This window comes from Pseudomonas sp. GW822-FHT07A10, from assembly GCF_058798795.1.
Genome location: NZ_JBXAKV010000004.1, coordinates 181028 through 205244, shown reverse-complemented (window position 1 = coordinate 205244; position 24217 = coordinate 181028). Strand labels below are relative to the sequence as shown.

At 59.7% G+C, this 24217-nt stretch carries 19 protein-coding genes; 10 read left to right on the top strand and 9 right to left on the bottom strand.

Annotated features, from left to right (window positions below):
- Positions 1–265: 265 nt before the first annotated feature.
- The 7 genes from AC1RL4_RS09220 to AC1RL4_RS09190 all read left to right on the top strand — a co-directional run bounded on the left by AC1RL4_RS09220 (position 266) and on the right by AC1RL4_RS09190 (position 12114).
- Entirely contained in the window at positions 266–2317 is a 2052-nt protein-coding gene (locus AC1RL4_RS09220; protein ID WP_018926575.1) for a putative bifunctional diguanylate cyclase/phosphodiesterase, read from the top strand.
- Positions 2318–2473: 156 nt separating this feature from the next.
- Positions 2474–3808 carry an imelysin family protein gene (locus tag AC1RL4_RS09215; RefSeq protein WP_493119525.1) on the top strand — a complete coding sequence of 445 codons (1335 nt, stop codon included), beginning with the start codon at positions 2474–2476 and terminating at the stop codon, positions 3806–3808.
- A 271-nt stretch (positions 3809–4079) separates the two neighbouring features.
- Positions 4080–5507 carry a di-heme oxidoreductase family protein gene (locus tag AC1RL4_RS09210; RefSeq protein WP_111454719.1) on the top strand — a complete coding sequence of 476 codons (1428 nt, stop codon included), beginning with the start codon at positions 4080–4082 and terminating at the stop codon, positions 5505–5507.
- Between the two features lie 27 nt (positions 5508–5534).
- The gene (locus AC1RL4_RS09205) at positions 5535–6599 is read left to right on the top strand and encodes an imelysin family protein (protein ID WP_018926578.1); all 1065 of its coding nucleotides are present in this window, start codon (positions 5535–5537) and stop codon (positions 6597–6599) included.
- 14 nt (positions 6600–6613) lie between these two features.
- Positions 6614–7711 (top strand): DUF1513 domain-containing protein, encoded by a 1098-nt coding sequence (locus tag AC1RL4_RS09200; RefSeq protein WP_018926579.1) that lies wholly within the window; start codon positions 6614–6616, stop codon positions 7709–7711.
- Positions 7712–7925: 214 nt separating this feature from the next.
- Positions 7926–9074 carry an efflux RND transporter periplasmic adaptor subunit gene (locus tag AC1RL4_RS09195; protein ID WP_204124676.1) on the top strand — a complete coding sequence of 383 codons (1149 nt, stop codon included), beginning with the start codon at positions 7926–7928 and terminating at the stop codon, positions 9072–9074.
- Positions 9075–9087: 13 nt separating this feature from the next.
- Positions 9088–12114 (top strand): multidrug efflux RND transporter permease subunit, encoded by a 3027-nt coding sequence (locus tag AC1RL4_RS09190; protein ID WP_018926581.1) that lies wholly within the window; start codon positions 9088–9090, stop codon positions 12112–12114.
- Between the two features lie 57 nt (positions 12115–12171).
- Here AC1RL4_RS09190 and AC1RL4_RS09185 read toward each other — a convergent pair whose 3' ends face one another.
- The 4 genes from AC1RL4_RS09185 to colR form a co-directional block, all read right to left on the bottom strand.
- The gene (locus AC1RL4_RS09185; protein WP_026331876.1) at positions 12172–12399 is read right to left on the bottom strand and encodes a hypothetical protein; all 228 of its coding nucleotides are present in this window, start codon (positions 12397–12399) and stop codon (positions 12172–12174) included.
- Between the two features lie 141 nt (positions 12400–12540).
- A complete protein-coding gene (locus AC1RL4_RS09180) occupies positions 12541–13209 on the bottom strand; it encodes a class I SAM-dependent methyltransferase (protein ID WP_019581540.1) in 669 nt (222 codons plus the stop codon).
- A gap of 129 nt (positions 13210–13338) precedes the next feature.
- Positions 13339–14619, bottom strand: coding sequence for a sensor histidine kinase (locus AC1RL4_RS09175; protein WP_489078598.1), 1281 nt, complete (start codon positions 14617–14619; stop codon positions 13339–13341).
- Positions 14609–15292 (bottom strand): two-component system response regulator ColR, encoded by a 684-nt coding sequence (gene colR, locus AC1RL4_RS09170; protein WP_007938890.1) that lies wholly within the window; start codon positions 15290–15292, stop codon positions 14609–14611. The genes AC1RL4_RS09175 and colR overlap by 11 nt, the downstream gene beginning before the upstream one ends.
- Positions 15293–15491: 199 nt before the next feature.
- Between colR and AC1RL4_RS09165 the strand changes: the two genes are divergently transcribed.
- Complete coding sequence (locus tag AC1RL4_RS09165; protein WP_489078597.1) at positions 15492–17441, top strand: LTA synthase family protein; 1950 nt, start codon at positions 15492–15494, stop codon at positions 17439–17441.
- Positions 17442–17494: 53 nt separating this feature from the next.
- On the top strand, positions 17495–18238 hold the full coding sequence (locus AC1RL4_RS09160) for a phosphatase PAP2 family protein (protein WP_019581543.1): 744 nt from the start codon (positions 17495–17497) through the stop codon (positions 18236–18238).
- Between the two features lie 175 nt (positions 18239–18413).
- Here the strand turns inward: AC1RL4_RS09160 and groL are convergent, their stop codons facing one another.
- The 4 genes from groL to AC1RL4_RS09140 all read right to left on the bottom strand — a co-directional run bounded on the left by groL (position 18414) and on the right by AC1RL4_RS09140 (position 21923).
- Positions 18414–20060 (bottom strand): chaperonin GroEL, encoded by a 1647-nt coding sequence (gene groL / locus AC1RL4_RS09155; RefSeq protein ID WP_019581544.1) that lies wholly within the window; start codon positions 20058–20060, stop codon positions 18414–18416.
- A 49-nt stretch (positions 20061–20109) separates the two neighbouring features.
- Positions 20110–20403: a co-chaperone GroES gene (locus AC1RL4_RS09150; protein ID WP_018926588.1), complete on the bottom strand. Its 294-nt coding sequence runs from the start codon at positions 20401–20403 to the stop codon at positions 20110–20112.
- Positions 20404–20648: 245 nt separating this feature from the next.
- A complete protein-coding gene (locus AC1RL4_RS09145; protein WP_018926589.1) occupies positions 20649–21125 on the bottom strand; it encodes an FxsA family protein in 477 nt (158 codons plus the stop codon).
- A 66-nt stretch (positions 21126–21191) separates the two neighbouring features.
- Positions 21192–21923 carry a HugZ family pyridoxamine 5'-phosphate oxidase gene (locus AC1RL4_RS09140; RefSeq protein WP_019581545.1) on the bottom strand — a complete coding sequence of 244 codons (732 nt, stop codon included), beginning with the start codon at positions 21921–21923 and terminating at the stop codon, positions 21192–21194.
- A 165-nt stretch (positions 21924–22088) separates the two neighbouring features.
- Between AC1RL4_RS09140 and AC1RL4_RS09135 the strand changes: the two genes are divergently transcribed.
- Positions 22089–22847, top strand: coding sequence for an SDR family oxidoreductase (locus AC1RL4_RS09135; RefSeq protein ID WP_018926591.1), 759 nt, complete (start codon positions 22089–22091; stop codon positions 22845–22847).
- 110 nt (positions 22848–22957) lie between these two features.
- Here AC1RL4_RS09135 and apbC read toward each other — a convergent pair whose 3' ends face one another.
- On the bottom strand, positions 22958–24052 hold the full coding sequence (gene apbC / locus AC1RL4_RS09130; RefSeq protein WP_019581546.1) for an iron-sulfur cluster carrier protein ApbC: 1095 nt from the start codon (positions 24050–24052) through the stop codon (positions 22958–22960).
- Positions 24053–24217: the final 165 nt, after the last annotated feature.

Sequence of the window (24217 nt, the reverse complement as noted above, 5' to 3'; positions counted from 1 at the left end):
TTCCCACAACGCAAGCCGCATTCGCCCTCTTGCCCCCGCAGCACAGCGGTCTAACATCAACACAAGGAAAAATTGCCTCAACCTCCTCAAGTTGAAGGCCCCGGCAACCGACACAGTGTTAATAGGGCAAATACTCCAAACAGCAGCATATCGGCCAAGCTACCGGCAATATCCCCTGGGTTGGATTGTCCCTTTGACTGCCATCACGGGATTGCCAATACTCATGGCAACTTGACGCTACCCGCACGGAACAAGGAATAACCCTTTGAAGCTGGAACTCAAGAACAGCTTGTCGGTGAAGTTACTCCGGGTCGTGCTCCTGTCAGCATTGATCGTCGGCGTGGTCTTGAGCTGCGCACAGATTGTTTTCGATGCCTATAAAACACGTCAGGCGGTTGCCAACGATGCCCAGCGCATCCTCGACATGTTCCGCGATCCCTCCACTCAGGCGGTCTACAGCCTGGATCGGGAAATGGGCATGCAGGTAATCGAAGGCCTGTTCCAGGATGACGCCGTGCGCATGGCCTCCATCGGCCATCCCCACGAAGCCATGCTCGCGCAAAAATCCCGCGAGCTGCAGCAGTCCCACAGCCGCTGGCTGACTGACCTGATCCTCGGCCAGGAACGCACGTTCACCACCCAACTGGTGGGTCGCGGTCCCTACAGCGAGTACTACGGCGACCTGAGCATTACCCTCGACACCGCCACCTACGGCCAGAGCTTCATCGTCAGTTCGGTGATCATCTTCATCTCTGGCGTCTTGCGCGCCCTGGCCATGAGCCTGGTGTTGTATCTGGTTTACCACTGGCTGCTGACCAAACCATTGTCGCGGATCATCGAACATCTGACTGAGATCAACCCGGACCGGCCCAGCGCCCACAAGATTCCGCAGCTCAAGGGCCATGAAAGAAACGAGCTGGGGGTCTGGATCAACACTGCCAACCAGTTGCTCGAATCCATTGAGCGCAACACTCACCTGCGCCACGAGGCGGAAAACAGCCTGCTGCGCATGGCCCAGTATGATTTTCTCACCGGTCTGCCGAACCGCCAGCAATTGCAGCAACAGCTGGACAAGATCCTTGTCGACGCCGGCAAATTGCAGCGTCGGGTCGCGGTGTTGTGTGTCGGGCTCGATGACTTCAAAGGCGTCAACGAACAGTTCAGCTACCAGACCGGCGACCAGTTGCTGCTGGCTCTGGCCGATCGCCTGCGCGCTCACAGCGGCCGCCTCGGCGCCCTCGCCCGCTTGGGCGGCGACCAGTTCGCGCTGGTCCAGGCCGACATCGAACAACCCTACGAAGCCGCCGAACTGGCCCAAAGCATTCTCGATGATCTGGAAGCGGCGTTCGCCCTCGATCATCAGGAAATCCGCCTGCGCGCCACCATCGGCATCACCCTGTTCCCCGAGGACGGTGACAGCACCGAGAAGCTGCTGCAAAAAGCCGAGCAGACCATGACCCTGGCCAAGACGCGCTCGCGCAACCGCTATCAGTTCTATATCGCCAGCGTCGACACGGAAATGCGTCGGCGTCGCGAGCTGGAAAAAGACCTGCGCGACGCCTTGATCCGCGACCAGTTCTACCTCGTCTACCAGCCGCAGATCAGCTACCGCGATCATCGCGTGGTCGGTGTCGAGGCGTTGATTCGCTGGCAGCATCCCGAGCATGGGCTGGTGCCGCCGGACCTGTTCATCCCGCTGGCCGAGCAGAACGGCACCATCATTGCCATTGGCGAATGGGTGCTGGACCAGGCCTGCAAACAACTGCGCGAGTGGCACGATCAGGGCTTCGTCGACCTGCGCATGGCGGTGAACCTGTCCACCGTGCAATTGCACCACGCCGAGTTGCCGCGGGTGGTCAATAACCTGCTGCAGATCTACCGACTGCCACCGCGCAGCCTGGAGCTGGAAGTCACCGAAACCGGCCTGATGGAAGACATCAGCACCGCCGCCCAGCACTTGCTGAGTCTGCGTCGCTCCGGCGCGCTGATCGCCATCGACGACTTCGGCACCGGTTATTCGTCATTGAGTTATCTGAAAAGCCTGCCGCTGGACAAGATCAAGATCGACAAGAGCTTCGTTCAAGACCTGCTCGATGACGACGACGATGCGACCATCGTCCGGGCCATCATCCAGCTGGGCAAAAGCCTGGGCATGCAGGTGATTGCCGAAGGCGTGGAAACCGCCGAGCAAGAGGCCTACATCATCTCCGAAGGCTGCCACGAAGGTCAGGGCTATCACTACAGCAAACCGCTGCCGGCGCGGGAATTGAGCGTCTACCTCAAGCAGGCCCAGCGCAGTAACGCGGCCATCCTCTGAAACAACGCAGCCTTTGTAGCAGCTCCCTCGCCACAGGTGAATAAGAAATATTTACAGGTACAACCCTTTACAGATAATGCGAAAGATTTGCATTATGTGGCACTTTTGCGCGCCGCCCGTGCGCGCCCAATCCATTACCGAAGCAGGATGTTCGCCATGATTCGTATGCCTCTGGCCACCGCCAGTCTGCTGGCCATCGCTATTTCCCTCGCCGGTTGCGGCGAAGGCAAAGACAAGGCTGCCGCTCAACAAGCGCCGACCCCGGCCGCCAGCACAGCTGCGCCTGCTACCACCGCTAAAGTCGATGAAGCCGCCGCCAAGGCTGTGGTTGCGCATTACGCCGACATGGTCTTTGCCGTTTACAGCGATGCCGAATCCACCGCGAAAACCCTGCAAACCGCCGTCGACGCGTTCCTCGCCAAGCCGGACGCCGACACCCTCAAAGCCGCCAAGGCTGCCTGGGTCGCGGCCCGCGTGCCTTACCTGCAGAGCGAAGTGTTCCGCTTCGGCAACACCATCATCGACGACTGGGAAGGTCAGGTGAACTCTTGGCCACTGGACGAAGGCTTGATCGACTACGTCGACAAATCCTACGAACACGCACTGGGTAACCCGGGCGCCACTGCCAACATCATCGCCAACACCCAGATTCAGATTGGCGAAGACAAGGTCGACGTGAAAGACATCACCCCGGAAAAACTCGCCAGCCTGAACGAGCTGGGCGGTTCCGAGGCCAACGTCGCCACCGGCTACCACGCCATCGAATTCCTGCTCTGGGGCCAGGACCTGAACGGCACCGGCCCTGGTGCCGGCAACCGTCCAGCCTCCGACTACCTGGAAGGCAAAGGCGCTACCGGCGGTCACAATGATCGTCGTCGCGCTTACCTGAAATCCGTGACCCAACTGCTGGTCAACGACCTGGAAGAAATGGTCGGTAACTGGAAGCCGAACGTGGCCGACAACTACCGCGCCACCCTGGAAGCGGAACCGGCTGAATCCGGTCTGCGCAAAATGCTGTTCGGCATGGGCAGCCTGTCCTTGGGCGAACTGGCGGGCGAGCGCATGAAGGTTTCTCTGGAAGCCAACTCCCCGGAAGACGAACAGGATTGCTTCAGCGACAACACCCACAACTCGCACTTCTACGATGCCAAAGGCATTCGTAACGTGTACCTGGGCGAATACACCCGTGTCGACGGCACCAAAATGACCGGCGCCAGCCTGTCGTCCCTGGTGGCCAAGGCCGACCCTGCTGCCGACACCACGCTGAAAGCCGACCTGGCTGCGACCGAAGCCAAGATCCAGATCATGGTCGATCACGCCAACAAGGGTGAGCACTACGACCAACTGATCGCTGCCGGTAACACCGCTGGCAATCAGATCGTGCGCGACGCCATTGCTTCCCTGGTCAAGCAGACCGGTTCGATCGAAGCCGCTGCCGGCAAACTGGGCATCAGCGACCTGAACCCGGACAACGCTGATCACGAGTTCTGATCAACGCTGGCTGAGTGAATAGAAAGGCGACCTTCGGGTCGCCTTTTTCATGCCTGTCTTTTGGGTGATGCTGATGGCCTCATCGCGGGCAAGCCACGCTCCCACGGGGTCAGCGCAAAACCCTGTGGGAGCGTGGCTTGCCCGCGATGGCCGCGACGCGGTCTGACATCAAACCCTGCCTCACATCAACCAAACGATAATTCCTCTTATTCAAACTCCCCTGCCCTGTTAGACTTTGCGCCCTTGTTTTGCTCGTCTTGCAGGATGTCCGATGCCCACGCTGCCTCTTCGCTTGTCTGCACTGTTGCTGGCCCTGGGCCTGAGTGCCTGCGATGACGCCCCGCGTTTTACCCAGGCCGAACCCGGTGAAGCCCGGTCCGGTGGCAGCGCGACAGTGCGCAAGACCGACAAGAACGCATTCTCCTTGCCCTCCGCCAATCTGCCGCCGTCACGGCGCGTCGACTTCAGCGTCGGCAATAGCTTCTTTCGCAGCCCCTGGGTGATCGCGCCGTCGACCACCACCGCCCGCGATGGCCTCGGCCCGTTGTTCAATACCAACGCCTGCCAGAACTGCCACATCAAGGACGGGCGCGGTCATCCGCCAACGCCCGATGCGCCGAATGCGGTGTCGATGCTGGTACGCCTGTCGATCCCCAATGCCCCCGCCTACGCCAAGGTCATCGAACAACTGGGCGTGGTGCCGGAGCCGGTCTACGGCGGCCAGTTCCAGGACATGGCGGTGCCCGGCGTCGCCCCGGAAGGCAAGGTGCGCGTCGATTACACGCCGGTCCCGGTGCGCTTCAAGGACGGCAGCGAAATCGAGTTGCGTAAACCAATCTTGCAGATGACCCAACTCGGCTACGGCCCAATGCACCCGGATACACGTTTCTCGGCGCGCATCGCACCGCCGATGATTGGCCTGGGCTTGCTTGAAGCGATTCCCGACGAGGCCATCCTGGCCAACGCCGAGGCTCAGGCCCGAGAGAAAAACGGCATCGCCGGACGACCGAACCGGGTCTGGGACGACGCGCAGCAGAAGACTGTTCTCGGGCGATTTGGCTGGAAAGCCGGGCAACCGAACCTCAATCAGCAAAATGTTCATGCGTTCTCTGGTGATATGGGCCTCACGACCAGCCTGAAACCCATTGATGACTGCACCGACGCCCAAACCGCTTGCAAACAGGCGCCCAACGGCAATGGCCCGGATGGCGAGCCGGAAGTCAGCGACAACATTTTGCGTCTGGTGCTGTTCTACAGCCGTAACCTCGCCGTGCCGGCCCGTCGCGATGTTGGCGCACCTGAGGTGCTGGCCGGCAAGAATCTGTTTTTCCAGGCCGGATGCCAGTCCTGTCACACCCCTCAATACACCACCGCCGCCAACGCCGCGGAACCTGAATTGGCCAATCAAGTGATTCGCCCTTACAGCGATCTGCTGCTGCACGACATGGGCGACGGTCTGGCCGACAACCGCACCGAGTTCCAGGCCAGTGGCCGCGACTGGCGTACGCCGCCGTTGTGGGGCATCGGCCTGACGCAGACGGTCAGCGGACACACCCAGTTTTTGCACGACGGCCGCGCCCGCAACCTGCTCGAAGCCGTGCTCTGGCATGGCGGCGAGGCAAAAGCGGCGCAGCAACAGGTTTTGTCTTTCAACGCCGAGCAGCGCGCGGCGTTGCTGGCGTTTTTGAATTCCCTTTAATACGTATTCCTTCAGCGGGAGCCCGACATGTTCCGTCCCAAATTGTTGTTCACCAGCCTTGCCGCCCTCGCCCTGGGCGCCTGTTCGCCCCAGGATCCGCAAGCGGTCACCTCGGCGGCCATCGCCAAGCAAGTGATCCTGCCGAGCTACAGTCGTTGGGTGGAAGCCGACCGGCAATTGGCGGTCAGCGCCCTGGCGTTCTGCCAAGGCAAGGAAACCCTGGACACCGCTCGCGCCGACTTCCTGCACGCGCAAAAAGCCTGGGCCGAGTTGCAACCGCTGCTGATCGGGCCGCTGGCCGAAGGCAACCGTTCGTGGCAGGTGCAGTTCTGGCCGGACAAGAAAAACCTCGTCGGCCGTCAAGTCGAGCAACTGGTCACTGCGCAGCCGCAGATCGATGCTGCCGCCCTGGCCAAGTCCAGCGTCGTGGTGCAAGGCCTCTCGGCTTATGAATACATCCTGTTCGACAGCAAGATCGACATGGCCGACAGCGCTCAGAAAGCCAAATACTGCCCGCTGCTGACCGCCATTGGCGAGCGTCAGAAGCAACTGGCCGAAGAGATCCTGTCGCGCTGGAACACCAACGACGGCATGCTCGCGCAGATGAGCAAATTCCCCAACCAGCGCTACGCCGACTCACACGAAGCGATCGCCGATCTGCTGCGTGTGCAAGTGACTGCACTGGACACCCTGAAGAAAAAACTCGGCACGCCGATGGGCCGTCAGAGCAAGGGTACGCCACAGCCATTCCAGGCCGATGCCTGGCGCAGCCAATCGTCGCTCAAAGGCATGGAAGCAAGCCTGAGCGCTGCGCAAACCGTCTGGGTGGGTGTCGACAACAAAGGCCTGCGCGGTCTGTTGCCGAGCGAGCAAAAACCGTTGGCCGACAAGATCGACGCGGCCTACGCAGCGTCCCTGAAACTGCTTGCCGGCAACCAGCGCTCGCTGACCGACATGCTCACCGACGATGCCGGTCGCCAGCAGCTGAACGACATCTATGACAGCCTCAACGTTGTCCACCGCTTGCACGAAGGCGAACTGGCCAAGGCGCTGGGCATCCAACTGGGCTTCAACGCCAACGACGGCGACTGATGAGGGCAAGTGCCATGCTGCGACGCCAGGCTCTGACGTTAGGGAGTTTGCTGCTGGGTGCGGTGACACTGGGCGGCTGGACGCTGTTCAAGCAAAAGGACAAAAGCCCGCTGCTGCTCTCGGCGCGGGACGACGGTGACGGCAAGCACTATGCCGTCGGTTATCGACTGGACGGCACCCGGGTGTTTGCCACCCAGGTCGGTCAGCGCTGCCATGACATCATCAACCACCCGACATTGCCGATTGCGCTATTCGTCGCTCGGCGTCCGGGCACCGAGAGCTACCTGATCGACCTGCGCGACGGCACGCTACTGCAAACCGTGGTGTCGCAGCCGAACCGGCACTTCTACGGTCACGCGGTGATTCACCAGAGCGGTGACTGGTTGTACGCCACCGAGAACGACACCTCCGATCCGGGCCGTGGCCTGCTTGGTGTGTATAAGTTCGAAGGTGAGCGACTGGTGCACAGCGGCGAAATTTCCACCCACGGCGTCGGCCCGCATCAGGTGTCGTGGATGCCCGATGGCGAGACGCTGGTGGTGGCCAACGGCGGCATTCGCACCGAGGCCGAAAGCCGGGTCGAGATGAACCTCAATGCCATGGAGCCGAGCCTGGTACTGATGCAGCGCGACGGCACACTGTTGAGCAAGGAAACACTGGCCCAGCAGATGAACAGCGTGCGGCACTTGGGTATCGCCAGTGACGGCACCATCGTCGCCGGTCAGCAGTTCATGGGCGATGCACACGAGTCTTCGGAGCTGCTGGCAATCAAGCGTCCCGGTCAACCGTTCGTGGCCTTCCCGGTGCCTGAGCATCAGTTGCAGGCCATGGGGCATTACACCGCCAGCGTTGCCGTACACAGCGAACTGCGCCTGGTCGCCCTGACCGCGCCGCGGGGCAACCGCTTTTTTATCTGGGACCTGGACAGCGGTGAAGTACGCCTGGATGCACCGCTTCCCGATTGCGCCGGGGTCGGGGCAGTGGCCGACGGGTTTGTCGTGACCTCGGGTCAAGGCCGTTGCCGGTTCTACGATTGCCGCCAGACAAACCTTGTTGCAAAACCTCTGGAATTGCCTGCGGGGCTCTGGGACAACCACCTTCACCTGATCTGAACACGCAACCTGTAGCTGCTGGCGCAGCCTGCGTCCGGCTGCGCAGCAGTCGTGAAATCAGACACCGAGTTATATCAGACAAACCGCGGTGTCTGGATTACGACTGCTTCGCAGCCGAACGCAGGCTGCGCCAGCTGCTACAGTTGGAATCCCCTTCGCAGTGGGAGTAATGTTTCCGCCTGTCTCACCTGATTTTCTCCAAGGAAATGGAAATATGCTGCGTCGCCGCATGCTGATCATGTTGGGTGTTGTCCTGCTAATCGTGCTGGTCCTGGCCGGTTACAAAGCCTTCTCCATCTATACGATGATGAAGGGCTTCTCTGTGCCGAAACCACCGATCAGTGTCGCCGTGGCCACCGCCACCGAACGTCCGTGGCAAAGCCGTTTGCCAACGGTCGGCACCCTTACGGCGCTGCAAGGGGTCGATCTGAGCCTGGAGGTCGACGGCACCGTCAAGGAAGTTCAGTTCGAGTCAGGACAGAAGGTCAAGGTCGGTCAGCCGCTGCTGCAACTCGACAGCGCCGTGGAAACCGCCCTGCTGGCAACCGCCCAGGCCGACCTGGGACTGGCGCAACTGGATTACGGTCGCGGCAGCCAACTGGTAGGCAGCCAGGCTATTTCCAAAGGTGAGTTCGACCGACTCTCGGCGGTACTGCAAAAGAGCCGGGCCACGGTCAATCAGCTCAAGGCGGCGCTGGAAAGAAAACGTATCCTCGCACCGTTCAGCGGGACCATCGGTATTCGACGGGTAGACGTCGGCGACTACGTGGCCAGCGGCACGATGATCGCCACCCTGCAAGACCTCAGCAGCCTCTACGTCGACTTCTTTGTACCCGAGCAGGACGTGCCGAAGATCATCCTCGGCCAATCGGTACAGGTCATTGTCTCGGCCTACCCGACGGAGACTTTCCCCGGCACCGTCAGCGCCATCAACCCGAAGGTAGAAAGCAGCACCCGCAACGTGCTGGTGCGCGCGACCCTGGCCAACCCCGATGGCAAACTCCTGCCGGGGATGTTTGCCAGCCTGCAGGTGTTATTGCCTGACCCGCAGCTGCACATCGTGGTGCCGGAAAGCGCGATCAGCTACACCCTTTATGGCAACTCGCTGTATGTCGTCGCGCAGAAAAAGGCCGAAGATGGCAGCCTCGAAAAAGACGACAAGGGCGAACCGGTTCTGATCGCCGAACGACGCTTCGTCGAAACCGGCGAGCGCCGCGACGGGATGGTCATGATCACCAAAGGCGTGCAGAACGGCGAAAAAGTGGTCACGGCTGGTCAGCTCAAACTGGACCACGGCGTGCACGTTGCCATCAGCGACGACAAGACCCTGGCTGAGAAGAACAGTCAGCCGCGCGCTGACTGATCAAGGAATCCCCATGGCTTTTACCGATCCGTTCATCCGCCGCCCGGTGCTCGCCACCGTGGTCAGCCTGTTGATAGTGCTGCTGGGCTTCCAGGCCTGGAGCAAGTTACCGCTGCGCCAATACCCACAAATGGAAAACGCCCTGATCACGGTGACCACCGCTTATCCCGGAGCCAACGCCGAGACCATCCAGGGCTATATCACCCAACCGATGCAGCATAGCTTGGCCAGCGCCGAGGGCATCGACTACATGACCTCGGTCAGTCGCCAGAACTTCTCGGTGATCTCGATCTACGCGCGCATCGGTTCCAACACCGACCGCCTGTTCACCGAACTGCTGGCCAAGGCCAACGAGGTCAAGAACCAGCTGCCCCAGGACGCCGAAGACCCGGTGCTGAGCAAGGAAGCCACCGGCGCCTCGGCGCTGATGTACATCAGTTTCTTCAGCAACGAGCTGAGTAACCCGCAGATCACCGACTACCTGTCCCGGGTTATCCAGCCGAAACTGGCCACCCTGCCGGGCATGGCCGAAGCCGAGATTCTCGGCAACCAGGTGTTCGCCATGCGCCTGTGGCTGGACCCGGTGAAGCTCGCCGGTTTCGGCCTGAGCGCCAGCGATGTGACCAACGCCGTGCGCCAGTACAACTTCCTCTCCGCCGCCGGCGAAGTGAAAGGCGAGTACGTGGTCACCAGCATCAACGCCAACACCGAACTCAAGTCCGCCGAGGCCTTTGGCGCAATTCCGCTCAAGGTCGACGGTGACAGTCGTGTGCTGTTGCGAGACGTGGCGCGGGTCGAGATGGGCGCGGAGAACTACAACACCATCAGCTCCTTCGGCGGCACACCCTCGGTGTACATCGGCATCAAGGCCACACCCGGCGCCAACCCGCTGGACGTGATCAAGGAAGTGCGCAAGATCATGCCGGACCTGGAAGCCCAGCTGCCGCCAAACCTCAAGGGCGAAATCGCCTACGACGCCACGCTGTTCATCCAGGCCTCCATCGACGAAGTGTTGAAAACCCTGTTCGAAGCGGTGCTGATCGTGATCGTGGTGGTGTTCCTGTTCCTCGGCGCCCTGCGTTCGGTGGTGATCCCGGTGGTGACCATTCCGCTGTCGATGATCGGCGTGATGTTCTTCATGCAGATGATGGGCTACTCGATCAACCTGCTGACCTTGCTGGCGATGGTCTTGGCCATTGGGCTGGTGGTGGACGACGCCATCGTGGTGGTGGAAAACATCCACCGGCACATCGAAGAAGGCAAGACACCGTTGGATGCCGCGATTGAGGGCGCACGGGAGATCGCCATGCCGGTGGTGTCGATGACCATCACCCTGGCGGCGGTCTATGCGCCGATCGGCTTCCTGACCGGCCTGACGGGGGCGTTGTTCAAGGAGTTCGCCCTGACCCTGGCCGGGGCGGTGGTGATTTCCGGTGTCGTCGCCCTGACGCTGTCGCCGATGATGTGCGCCATGCTGCTGCGCCACGATGAAAACCCCAGCGGCCTGGCCCATCGCCTGGACGTGATCTTCGAAGGTCTCAAGCGCCGCTACCAGCGCGTGCTTCACGGCACTCTCAACACCCGGCCGGTAGTGCTGGTGTTCGCGGTGATCGTGCTGTGCCTGATCCCGGTACTGCTCAAGTTCACCAAGTCGGAACTGGCGCCGGACGAAGACCAGGGCGTGATATTCATGATGGCCAACGCCCCGCAACCAGCCAACCTCGACTACATGAACGCCTACACCGACGAGTTCGTCGCCATTTTCAAGGAGTTTCCCGAGTACTACTCCTCGTTCCAGATCAACGGCTTCAACGGCGTGCAATCGGGAATCGGCGGCTTCCTGCTCAAACCCTGGAATGAACGCCACCGGACCCAGATGCAGATCCTGCCGCTGGTCCAGAGCAAACTGGAAAGCATTCCCGGGCTGCAAATATTCGGCTTCAACCTGCCGTCCCTGCCAGGCACCGGCGAGGGCTTGCCGTTTCAATTCGTGATCAACTCGGCTAACAGCTACGAGGCGCTGTTGCAGGTGATGGACCGGGTGAAAAAAAGAGCGATGGAATCCGGCAAGTTTGCTTTTGTCGACGTCGACCTGGCCTTCGACAAGCCCGAAGTCGTGGTGGATATCGATCGCGCCAAGGCTGCGCAGATGGGTGTGTCCATGCAGGACCTGGGCGGGACGCTGGCGACGATGCTGGGCGAGGCGGAGATCAACCGGTTCACCATCGAAGGTCGCAGCTACAAGGTCATCGCTCAGGTGGAACGGCCCTACCGCGATAACCCTGACTGGCTGAACCATTATTACGTCAGGAACACCAAGGGCGAACTGCTGCCCCTGTCGACCCTGATCACCGTGACTGACCGCGCGCGGCCGCGTCAGTTGAACCAGTTCCAGCAACTCAACTCGGCGATTCTTTCCGGGGTCCCGCTGGTCAGCATGGGTGAAGCCATCGACACCGTGCGCCAGATCGCCCGGGAAGAGGCACCGACGGGTTACGCCGTTGACTATGCCGGTGTCTCACGGCAATACGTTCAGGAAGGCAGCGCGCTGTGGGTCACCTTCGCCCTGGCCTTGGCGATCATCTTCCTGGTGCTTGCGGCCCAGTTCGAAAGCTTCCGCGATCCGCTGGTGATTCTGGTGACTGTGCCGCTGTCGATCTGTGGCGCATTGATCCCGTTGTTCCTCGGCTGGTCGAGCATGAACATCTATACCCAGGTGGGGCTGGTGACGTTGATCGGACTGATCAGCAAGCACGGGATCCTGATCGTCGAGTTCGCCAACCAGTTACGCAAGGAGAAAGGCCTGACACCTCGCGAAGCGGTGGAGGAAGCGGCGGCCATTCGCCTGCGCCCGGTATTGATGACCACGGCGGCAATGGTGTTCGGCATGGTGCCGTTGATCATCGCCACAGGCGCGGGAGCCGTCAGCCGGTTCGACATCGGCACGGTGATCGCAACGGGGATGTCGATCGGGACGCTGTTCACCTTGTTTGTGCTGCCGTGTATTTACACATTGCTGGCCAAACCCGATAAACCTTAACGTCAAAAAGCAAAAGGCCTCGCAACTGCGAGGCCTTTTATTTGGGCTTCAATCTGTTCAACTCTGTGGCCTCAGTCCCTGAGAGAGTCCGAACATGAACAGTAACAAGTCATGATCGGGTTGAGTGGCCACGGGTGCTTTGGCTACCCGGGGCAACGGACAATGTGCGTCGCCGTGCACGGAACTGAGGACCTGCGTGCGGGGCTGCTCCCAGGCAGCCACCGCCAAAGAAGCAACTGCCAAGGCTCCGGCTAAAAACAAACCTCGTGCAATTTCGAGTTTCATTGCGATAAGCCTTTGATAGCGCTGCCAAACGCCTTGTTATAAAAGTAGACGAGTTTTTTCCAGTCTGTATCGCTGAACGACGAGTGGCGACGCCCTTGCTTCAGGTCATGGGGCGCAGCTGCAAAGTGCCCTGTCATTCTGTTACCTCTTGCGTAATACATAGACCCGCCACATGGCATAGAGCGGTAAAAAATCCATTTGCCCCTGAATATGGAAACCCGCCTGCTCGAACTCCTTTTCAATCGTAGCAGCCGGTAACACAAATCGAGTCTGGTAACCTTCCTGCCCACGCTGCCTCTCGGCGCGCTTGCGTTTCCAAGCCTTGAAATTGCCGTCGACCCATAACGAAACGATCACGCTGTCGCGGGTGACACGCTCGAATTCGCGCAGGATGGTCAGTCGTTGCTCGGCTTCACCGATGTGATGGAGCAGACGCATACAGAAAATGCTGTCGACCGCGTTATCGGGCAAGGCAATGTCGAATGCAGACGTGTGCAAGGGTTGTACCCTTTTGACCACGTCGGCGGGTTGCGTGCGCATGGCAGTCTTGAGCATGGACACCGAGTTGTCGGCCCCGATGATTACACGGTTGTGCTTTTCCGCGAGCAACGGCCAGAAACGCCCGGCACCGCAGGGCAAATCGAGGACCAGGCCAGGTTCACCGGCCAACGCCAGGGCCTTTCGCGCCAGGTGTTCATCACGCCATTGGGACAGCCGGCGACCGAGCCCCACCTGGTGCTTGCGCACATTTTGCTGTGCGGGTTGATCGTCGTATTTTTCGGAGAAGCCGAGCTTTATCGGGCCAGCCATGACTGCAATCTCCTGAGCTTCTGATAACAACCACCTTAAGTTGCGGGGTGTCAGCGTCAGGTCATGCCTTGGTGAAAATTTCGTCAGGTAAAACCCGAAATCATTTCAGGGTTTTACCTGACGACCCAATCAGACTCGGGACGGCCCCAACTCCACCTGAAAACGGCAGCCATTGGGTTCCATATTCGTCAGGCTGACACTCCAGCCCTGGTTCTCGCAGATCCGCTGCACCAGCGACAGTCCCAGCCCCAAGCCCTCGCCACGCTTTTCGCTGCCGCGCACGAAAGGCTCGAACATCGCCTCGCGTTTTTCTTCGGGAATGCCTACACCACTGTCCTCGACCACGAACCCTGTATCCGTCAGGGTCAAGCGGATAAACCCATGCTCGGTGTAATGCAGCGCATTGCGCAACAGGTTGCCCATCACCGCGTGCAGAAGCGTCGCGTTATAGCGAGTGTCCGGCGGGTTACCCAACTCGACGTTCAACGTCAGGCCCTTGGCTTCGATCGGTTCGCGCCATTGGGAAAGCAGCCCGTCGGCCACCTGACTGAGGCTCTGCTGGGGGCCCATGCTGGCGTCTTCATGCTGAGCGCGGGCCAGCATGAGGAAGGTCTGCACCAACTCGCGCATCTCTGCGCAAGCGCGGGCGATCCGCTCAACCTGGGCACGCCCGCGCTGATCGATGCAGGGGTTTTCCAGCAACAATTCACAGGAACTGGCCAACACCATCAATGGCGTGCGCAGTTCGTGGCTGACGTCACTGGTGAACAATCGCTCACGGGTCAACGCCTGACGCAAGCGCCCGAGGGTGGCGTCGAAAGCCACGGCCAATTCGCCCACTTCATCGGCGGCATAATCCGGTGCCAGTGGCGGCGCCAGGCCCAACAACTGATCGCGGTGGCGCACCTGACGGGCCAGTCGCACCACCGGCGCCATCACCTTGCGCGCCAGCACCCAGCCCAGAAATACCGCCAGCGCCAGGCTCAGCACGAAACCTACCAGCACTACGGCAAACAGCACCCGTTCACGCTCTTCGAAATCGCTCTGGTCCTGCAGCAGCACATAACGCCGTCCGTCGACGATTTCGACCATTGCGTGATACGACAGATGGTCGCGAAATACTTCATGAAAACCTGAGTCCAGATGCCGCAAATCCTTGGGCAACTCAAAATCGCCCGGCCCGCCGCTGAAATAGAACAGTTGGTCCGGCTCGGGGCGGTGGCTCCAGTCCGTCACGCTGTCCATCAGCAACAGGCGTTGCAAATCGCCACCCAGACCTGACGAAATCAGTTTCTCTTCCACCAGGTGCACGGTCGCGATGATGCCTATCGCGAAGGCTCCCGCGACCAATGCGCTCATCAACGCAAAGGCAATGATGATCCGTTGCGAAAGGCTCTGCTTAAACTCCATCACGGCCCTCGGCCAAGCGATAACCGACGCCGTGCACCGTGTGCAGCAAGGGTTTGGCGAACGGCTTGTCGATCACCTGGCGCAATTGATGGACGTGGCTGCGCAGGCTGTCGCTGTCCGGGCAGTCGTCGCCCCACAGGGCCTCTTCGAGAATTTCCCGGCGCAGCACGTGCGGGCTTTTCTGCATCAACACCGCCAGCAACTTCAGGCCCACCGGGTTGAGTTTCAGCAGGCGGCCTTCGCGCGTCACCTCCAGGGTATCGAGGTCGTAGCTCAGATCGCCAACCTGCAAGGCACGGCGACCGCCACCTTGGGCACGGCGCATGACCGCCTCGATGCGCGCCGCCAGTTCGGACAGGGCAAAGGGTTTGATCAGGTAATCATCAGCGCCGGACTTGAAGCCTTGCAGGCGGTCATCCAATTGATCGCGCGCGGTGAGCATGATCACCGGCGTATCACGGCGGGCGTCTTCGCGCAGGCGTTTGCACAGGGTGTAGCCATCGATGCCGGGCAGCATGATATCGAGTACGATCAGGTCATAATGCTCGGTGGCCGCCAGGTGCAGGCCCGATAAACCGTCCTGCGCGCAATCCACGGTGTAACCTTTAAGCCCCAGATAATCGGCCAGGTTGGCCAGGATATCGCGGTTGTCTTCAACCAATAGAATTCGCATCGGCACCTTCTCCGTATACAGTAACGGCCGTCTTGGCGCGCAGCTTAAGGCCAAGTGTGGCTCAGGGCTAGGGCGGCCGGTCTAAGAATCGATTCGCTCAACCAAATAATGGTGATAACAAGTTTTTCACTATCGATTCACAACCTGACTACAGCGCTCAATAGAAGCTATCGCGCCATTTATATAGGGAATGTAGATAATGGATTGTTTGAAGACGGCGCCAATGCGCTTTTTGCTACTGATAACCGGCTCCTGGCTGGTCATTTTTCTCCTGACCCGAAGCGTCCTGCTCCTCACTCACCTGGATGAGGCCGGCAGCGGATTCCTGTCAGTGTTTGGCATTGGCCTGCTTTATGACCTGGGGTTCATTGCCTACGCGGCGCTGCCCATGGGCCTCTATCTGCTGCTATGTCCGCCGGCCTTGTGGCGCCGCCGTGGCCATCGCTGGTTTCTTCAGGGACTGCTGACCGTCAGCCTGTTTGCCATGCTGTTCACGTCCGTGGCCGAATGGCTGTTCTGGGATGAGTTCGGTGTGCGTTTTAACTTCATCGCCGTCGATTACCTGGTGTACTCCGACGAAGTGCTGAATAACCTGCTGGAGTCATACCCGATCGGCAAGCTGCTGGGCCTGCTCGCGGTGCTGGCCGTGGTCCTGAGCTTTGCGCTGCGTAAATCCTTCAACGCTGCGCTGGACGCACCATTGCCTGCCATGCGCGGACGTCTGCTCAATGCACTCGGCCTGCTGATCGTCGCGGGCCTGAGCGCGCAACTGCTCAGCCAGGATGCGCCGCGCGCTCAGGGCGGCAATGCCTATCAGAACGAACTGGCGAGCAATGGCCCGTACCAGTTCTTCGCCGCCTTTCGCAATAACGAACTGGATTACCCGCAGTTCTACAGCACCCTGCCGACCTCCGTCGTCGCGCAACAGATTCGCGCTGAACTGACCGAGCCCAATGCTCGCTTCATCGGCGAGGATCCACAGGACATCCGCCGGATGATCGATAATCCCGGCACCGAACGAAAACCCAACATCGTGCTGGTCACCATCGAAAGCTTCAGCGCCAAGTACATGGGCAGCAATGGCGACGACCGCAACCTGACACCAAACCTCGATGCCTTGCGCAAACAAAGCCTGTACTTCAATAATTTCTACGCCACCGGCACCCGCACTGATCGCGGTCTGGAGGCAATCACCCTGGCCATTCCACCGACGCCGGGGCGCTCGATCGTCAAGCGCGTGGGTCGTGAAAGCGGTTTCGCCAGCCTCGGCCAGCAACTCAGCGCCGTGGGTTACGACAGCGTATTCGTGTATGGCGGGCGCGGTTACTTCGACAACATGAACGCGTTCTTCAGCGGCAACGGCTATCGCGTTGTCGACCAGAGCAGCGTCGATGAATCAGAGATTCACTTCAAGAACGCCTGGGGAATGGCTGACGAAGACCTTTACAACCAGACCCTGAAACTGGCCGACGCCGACTACGCCAGGCAACAGCCGTTTCTACTGCAACTGATGACCACCTCCAACCATCGCCCCTACACCTACCCGGATAACCGGATCGATATCAAATCCGGTAACGGACGCGACGGTGCAGTGAAGTACACCGACTTCGCCATTGGTCAGTTCCTCGATCAGGCGCGCAAAAAACCCTGGTTCGATAATACAATCTTCGTCTTCGTTGCCGATCACACGGCTGGCAGCGCTGGCAAAGAAGATTTGCCGATCAGCAACTATCAGATTCCGCTGTTCATCTATGCACCGAAGCTGATCGACGCTCGGGAAACCGCACAGCTGGCCAGTCAGATCGACCTTGCGCCAACGTTGCTCGGGCTGCTGAACCTGGATTACCAGTCGACGTTCTTCGGTCGCAACCTGTTGCAGGACAATCCACTGCCACCGCGAGTGGTGGTTGGCAACTATCAACATCTGGGCTTGTTCGACGGTAAGGATTTAGCGATCCTGAGCCCGCGTGAGGGTCTGCGTCGCCACGACGATGCACTGACCGACAGTCGCGAATCACGGGCCACCACCGTTGATCCGTTGATCACCCGCGCAATTACTTATTACCAAACTGCCAGTCATGGCTTCAAGCAACAGCTGCTCGGCTGGAAAGCGCCCACGGAGGGCACCCGCCAAGTCAGCGAACGTTAATCGAATGGCCCCGGGCTGATGCCCCGGGGTTTTTCCATTCATCAGGATCCACCATGTCATCAACTGCTGTCCGTCCCACCTCCCGCCCGCTCAACTTCTGGCTGTGCCTGGGAGTGCCCGCCATTGCGGCGATCACCCTGATGCTGCTCGAGTTGACGTCCCTGGACATGGACCTTGCCAAGCTGTTCTATGATCCGGTCGCCGGTGCATTCATCGGGCGCCACAGTTATTTCCTGGAAGACATCCTGCATGACCGGGCCAAGCAAGTGGTCATTGCCTTTTCGGTGTTCTCAATCCTGGGCTTTGTCGGCTCCTTTTTCATTGAAAGGCTCAAACCGTTCAAACGTGAAATGGGTTGCCTGGTGTTATCTCTGGCGTTGGCAACCTCCTTTGTCACTCCGCTCAAAGCGGCAACGGCGGTGCAATGCCCATGGAGCCTGGAACAATTTGGCGGGCACGAAACCTACAGCGAACTGCTGAGCCCTCGCCCGCATACCGACAAGCCAGGCCGTTGCTGGCCCGGTGGTCATGCGGCAACCGGTTTCACCCTGTTTGCGTTGTTCTTTGTGTTGCGTGACCGACGCCCACGACTGGCACGCTATGCGTTTATCTTCGCTTTCACGTTGGGCTCGGTGTTTTCCATCGGCCGGATGATGCAGGGCGCGCACTTCTTCTCGCACAACGTGTGGACGGCGATTTTCTGCTGGCTGTTTTGCCTGGGGGCGTACTACTACATCCTGTACCGGCCGGCCTCCAAGACTGAACAGGCGAACGAGGCAAAACCGGTCAGCGCCTGAACCGACGCCATCGCGGGCAAGCCCCGCTCCCACAGGTTTACGCAATCCACTGTGGGATCGTGGCTTGCCCGCGATGGATGACCGCGACGCGATCTGCGGACCTACCAAAATGAAGGCAATAAAAAGCCCCGCCTGCTCAACGCAGGCGGGGCTTTTTTATAGGGGTAAGGCTGGCTTACATCATGCCGCCCATGCCACCCATACCGCCCATGTCTGGCATACCGCCGCCAGCTGCGCCTTCTTTCTTCGGTGCTTCGGCAACAGCGGCCTCGGTGGTCAGGATCAGACCGCCAATCGAGGATGCAGCTTGCAGAGCCGAACGGGTCACCTTGGTTGGGTCCAGGATGCCCATTTCGATCATGTCGCCGTATTCGCTGGTGGCAGCGTTGTAACCGAAGTTACCCGCACCTTGCTTGACCTTGTCGACAACCACGCTTGGCTCGTCGCCGGAGTTGGCAACGATCTGACGCAGTGGCGCTTCGACCGCACGACGCAGAACAGCGATACCAACGTCCTGATCGGCGTTGTCGCCTTTCAGTTCGCTGATGGCTTGCAGGGCACGGATCAGTGCCACGCCGCCGCCAGGTACCACGCCTTCTTCAACGGCTGCACGGGTAGCGTGCAGGGCGTCTTCAACGCGGGCTTTCTTCTCTTTCATTTCAACTTCGGAACCAGCACCAACCTTGATCACTGCAACGCCGCCGGACAGTTTGGCCAGGCGCTCTTGCAGTTTTTCACGGTCGTAGTCGGACGAAGTGTCGGCCACTTGCTGACGGATCTGGGTCACGCGAGCCTGGATATCAGCCTCAACGCCGGCGCCGTCGATCACGGTGGTGTTTTCTTTGGACAGGATCACGCGCTTGGCATTACCCAGGTGTTCCAGGGTAGTGCTTTCCAGGCTCAGACCGATCTCTTCGGAGATCACGGTACCGCCGGTCAGAACAGCGATGTCCTGCAGCATGGCCTTGCGACGGTCGCCGAAGCCTGGAGCCTTGACGGCTGCGACTTTAACGATGCCACGCATGTTGTTCACAACCAGAGTCGCCAAGGCTTCGCCTTCAACGTCTTCGGCCACGATCAGCAGTGGACGGCCGGCTTTGGCAACGGCTTCCAGTACTGGCAGCATTTCGCGGATGTTCGAGATCTTTTTGTCGACCAGCAGGATCAGCGGACCGTCCAGCTCGGCAGTCATGGTCTCTGGCTTGTTGACGAAGTACGGGGACAGGTAGCCACGGTCGAACTGCATGCCTTCAACAACCGACAGTTCGTTTTCCAGGCCCGAGCCTTCTTCAACGGTGATCACGCCTTCTTTACCGACTTTTTCCATGGCTTCGGCAATGATGTCGCCGATGGAGTTGTCGGAGTTGGCCGAGATGGTACCTACCTGAGCGATTGCCTTGGTGTCAGCGCAAGGCTTGGACAGGTTCTTCAGCTCTTTGACGATCGCGATGGTCGCTTTGTCGATACCGCGCTTCAGGTCCATCGGGTTCATGCCGGCAGCGACGGCTTTCAGGCCTTCGTTGACGATCGACTGAGCCAGAACGGTAGCGGTGGTGGTGCCGTCGCCTGCGTCATCGTTGGCACGGGAGGCAACGTCTTTGACCAGCTGCGCGCCCATGTTTTCGAAGCGGTCTTCGAGTTCGATTTCTTTGGCTACGGAAACGCCGTCCTTGGTGATGGTCGGAGCGCCGAAGCTCTTCTCGATGATCACGTTACGGCCTTTCGGGCCCAGGGTCGCTTTTACTGCGTCAGCCAGAACGTTGACACCGGTGAGCATTTTCTTGCGGGCGGAGTCGCCGAATTTAACTTCTTTAGCAGCCATGATCGATATTCCTTAAATACTTTGTAGTAGCGGGAAAATGAGCGGGGAATCAGCCTTCGACAACAGCGAGAATCTCGTTCTCAGCCATGATCACCAGGTCTTCGCCATCGACTTTCACAGTGTTGCTGCCGGAGTACGGGCCGAACACCACCTTGTCACCCACTTTCACGGACAGTGCACGCACTTCGCCGTTGTCCAGCACTTTGCCTGGGCCTACAGCTAGGACTTCACCCTGGTTTGGCTTCTCAGCAGCCGAACCTGGCAGGACGATACCGCCAGCGGTTTTCTTTTCTTCTTCGCTGCGACGGATAACGACGCGGTCATGCAGAGGACGAAGCTTCATTGTCGATCTCTCCTAATTGTGGTTTTCATCGGCCGGTGTAGTCCCGGCGGGTTTAACAAATCCGGCGGCGCCGGGTGCGGTTCGTCGAGCGAACCGCGGAAGTCTGTCTGGCGCAATTGCCAGAAACCTTGCGGTGACCGTTACATAAGGGCGCGCGAGCCTATTTCAAGGGCCGAGAGCGAAATTTTTACGTCGATACCCTGAAAATGAACACGGCACCCAAAGGTGCCGTGTCGATGGACATGTTACTTGGAGTCGCGGTGTTCGAACTCGCCTTCGATCACGTTGGGCTCACGGCCCAACGGCTGACGTGGAGCAGGACCGCCCCGCGGCTGAAGGTCATCGGCAAACGCACGCTGGCGCATCGCTTGTTCCTCGGCGCGCTGGCGCATTTTATTGGCCAGCAGTCGACGAGAGATCGGCAGCAACATAATCAGACCCAGTACGTCGGTGACGAAGCCCGGCAGAATCAACAGACCACCCGCCAGGGCCAGCATCAGGCCTTCGAGCATGGTCTGGGCCGGCAACTCGCCGCGGCTCAGGCTTTCACGAGCGCGCAGCGCAGTAGCCAGACCGGCGATACGCAGCACGAACACGCCGAGCATCGAGCCGAGAATGATCAGCAGCAGGGCCGGGAAAAACCCGATCGCTGCGCTGACCTTGACGAATACGAACAGCTCCAACACCGGAAACAGTACAAAGAGCAACAAAAAAGGGCGCATCAAATGGTTCCTCAACGCAAGTAAGCCTTGCCAGTGTTCCTTAGATGACGTCGCCGTTTCGTGAATTCAAGCATCGGCCACTTGATTTTTCGGCCAATGTTCGGCGTGAGCCAGGAAAACCAAGGCTTCCCGGACTTGTGTCGGCGTATTACAAGGCGCTTGAAACGGCAGCCAGTAGAGCCCCTGGCCGATGCGCAAGTGCATGCCTTCGCTGTCGATGCCGACCAATTGCGCTGGCACGGTTTTCGGCAGGCCCGCCAGGTCGACATAGTGGGCGATGGCTTTGGCGTGATCGGCATTCATGTGCTCGACCATGCTCACTTCGGCCTTGCCGGCGAACGGGTTGGCAAGGGTCAGTTGGTCGACCCAGTGAATCGCGCCAAAGCCGCCGATGTAACGGTGGCGTACCGGTTTGAGCACCCAGAAATCGAAATCGTGGGCCTTGTGATAGTTCTGCGAATCCGGGAAATAGCGATAGTAACGCTCGGCTGCCGCTTCGATGGCTGCGGTGTCCTCGAGTTTTTCCCCTTCAGCCAGGTAGGTCAGCCGACCAACGGCTTGCACGTCTTCGGCCTCGCGTTCACCCACCAGCAGCGAGCATTTCGGATCCTTCAGCAAGTTGTGAGTGTGCTGAGCGATGCGGCTGATAAGGATCAGCGGCCGGCCCTGTTCGTCCAGACAGTACGGAACCACGGAGCCAAACGGGAAACCGGGCATCGATTTGGAGTGCGTCGAGAGCACTCCACGGTATTCCTTGAGAAGCAATTCTCGGGCATGCTTAGCCACTACAACGCTCAATTTATGACTCCTTATATAGATTCCGTCGAAAAAACGGACAGGCGTCTGGGTGAAAGTTCCAGTACGCCACAGGGGCAGTTCTCATGTGCAGCCAGGCCACATCAGGCTCAGATCGAGAGGCCCTCTAGAAGGAGAAACACTCCGATCGGCTATGGGGCTATGCGAATGCAACTCACTGACAAAGTAATCATTATCACCGGCGGTTGCCAGGGTTTAGGCCGCTCCATGGCCGAGTATCTTGCAGGTCGTGGCGCTAAGCTGGCCCTGGTGGACCTGAATCAGGAAAAACTCGACGCCGCCGTCGCCGCTTGCAAGGCCAAGGGTGTCGAGGCCCGTGCCTACTTGTGCAACGTCGCCGATGAAGAGCAAGTGACCCACATGGTCAGCCAGGTGGCCGACGATTTCGGCGCAATCCATGGCCTGATCAACAACGCCGGCATTTTGCGTGACGGCCTGTTGCTGAAGGTCAAGGATGGCGAAATGACCAAGATGAGCCTGGCCCAATGGCAAGCGGTGATCGACGTCAATCTGACCGGCGTGTTCCTGTGCACCCGTGAAGTCGCGGCAAAAATGGTCGAGCTGAACAACAGCGGCGCGATCATCAATATCTCGTCGATCTCACGCGCCGGCAATATCGGCCAGACCAACTATTCCGCCGCCAAGGCCGGTGTCGCTGCGGCGACCGTGACCTGGGCCAAGGAACTGGCGCGCTACGGGATTCGCGTAGCGGGCATTGCGCCGGGCTTCATCGAAACTGAAATGACCCTGAGCATGAAACCTGAAGCGCTGGAAAAGATGACTTCCGGGATTCCGCTCAAGCGCATGGGCAAACCCGAAGAGATCGCCCAGTCGGCGGCCTACATTTTCGAGAATGACTACTACACCGGTCGGATTCTGGAGCTGGATGGCGGGTTGCGTATCTAAAGCAATATCAAAAGATCGCAGCCTCGCTTCGCTCGACAGCTCCTACATGGATTGGCTTACACCTGTAGGAACTGTCGAGCGAAGCGAGGCTGCGATCTCTTTTCAGTGATTTAATCGTCGCTGACGGTAATGTTCGGCATCGCCGGCGTCGCGGCTTCCTGCAACACGATCCGCGCGCCGACATGACGGGCCAGTTCCTGGTAAACCATCGCAATCTGGCTGTCAGGCTCGGCGATCACCGTTGGCTTGCCGCCATCGGCCTGTTCGCGGATCAGCATCGACAGCGGCAACGAAGCCAACAGTTCGACACCGTACTGGTTGGCCAGCTTCACACCGCCGCCCTCACCGAACAAATGCTCGGCATGCCCGCAGTTGGAGCAGATGTGCACGGCCATGTTTTCGACCACACCCAGCACCGGGATGTTGACCTTGCGGAACATTTCCACGCCCTTGCGCGCATCCAGCAATGCCAGATCCTGCGGGGTGGTCACGATCACCGCACCGGCCACCGGGACTTTTTGCGCCAGGGTCAACTGGATGTCGCCGGTGCCTGGCGGCATGTCGATGACCAGGTAATCCAGGTCGCCCCAGGCCGTTTGCGTGACCAGTTGCAACAAGGCGCCGGACACCATCGGCCCACGCCAGACCATCGGCGTGTTGTCGTCGGTCAGGAAGGCCATGGACATCACTTCGACGCCATGAGACTCGATCGGAATGAACCATTTCTGATCCTTGACCTGAGGACGGGTGCCTTCAGGGATGCCGAACATGATGCCCTGGCTCGGACCGTAGATGTCCGCGTCGAGAATCCCCACTTTGGCACCTTCACGAGCCAACGCGAGCGCCAGGTTGGCGGCCGTGGTGGATTTGCCCACGCCCCCCTTGCCAGACGCCACGGCCACCACGTTTTTGACGTTGGCCAACCCCGGAATCTGTGCCTGGGCCTTGTGCGCGGCAATCACGCTGGTGATCTCGACGCGGGCAGTGACCACGCCGTCCAGGCCCTCGATGGCCAGCTGCAACAACTGCGCCCAGCCACTCTTGAACAGACCGGCGGCGTAACCCAGCTCCAGCTGGACGCTGACGCGATCGCCCTGGATATCGATGCTGCGCACGCACCCGGCGCTGACCGGGTCCTGGTTCAGATAAGGGTCGGTGTATTGGCGAAGGACGGCTTCCACCGCTGCGCGATTGACGGCGCTCATGGGCAACTCCGATAGCAAGACTGGAAAATCAGGCGGGTATCCTAACCGTTCTATCGCCTGGACGGGATGCTTTCAGAGTATGACAAATATCTTATGGCCGGCGGGTACAAAGGTCCGTGGAGGCTGGCCGTGGGGGTGAAAAATATGCGCCGGCGCTTTATAGTG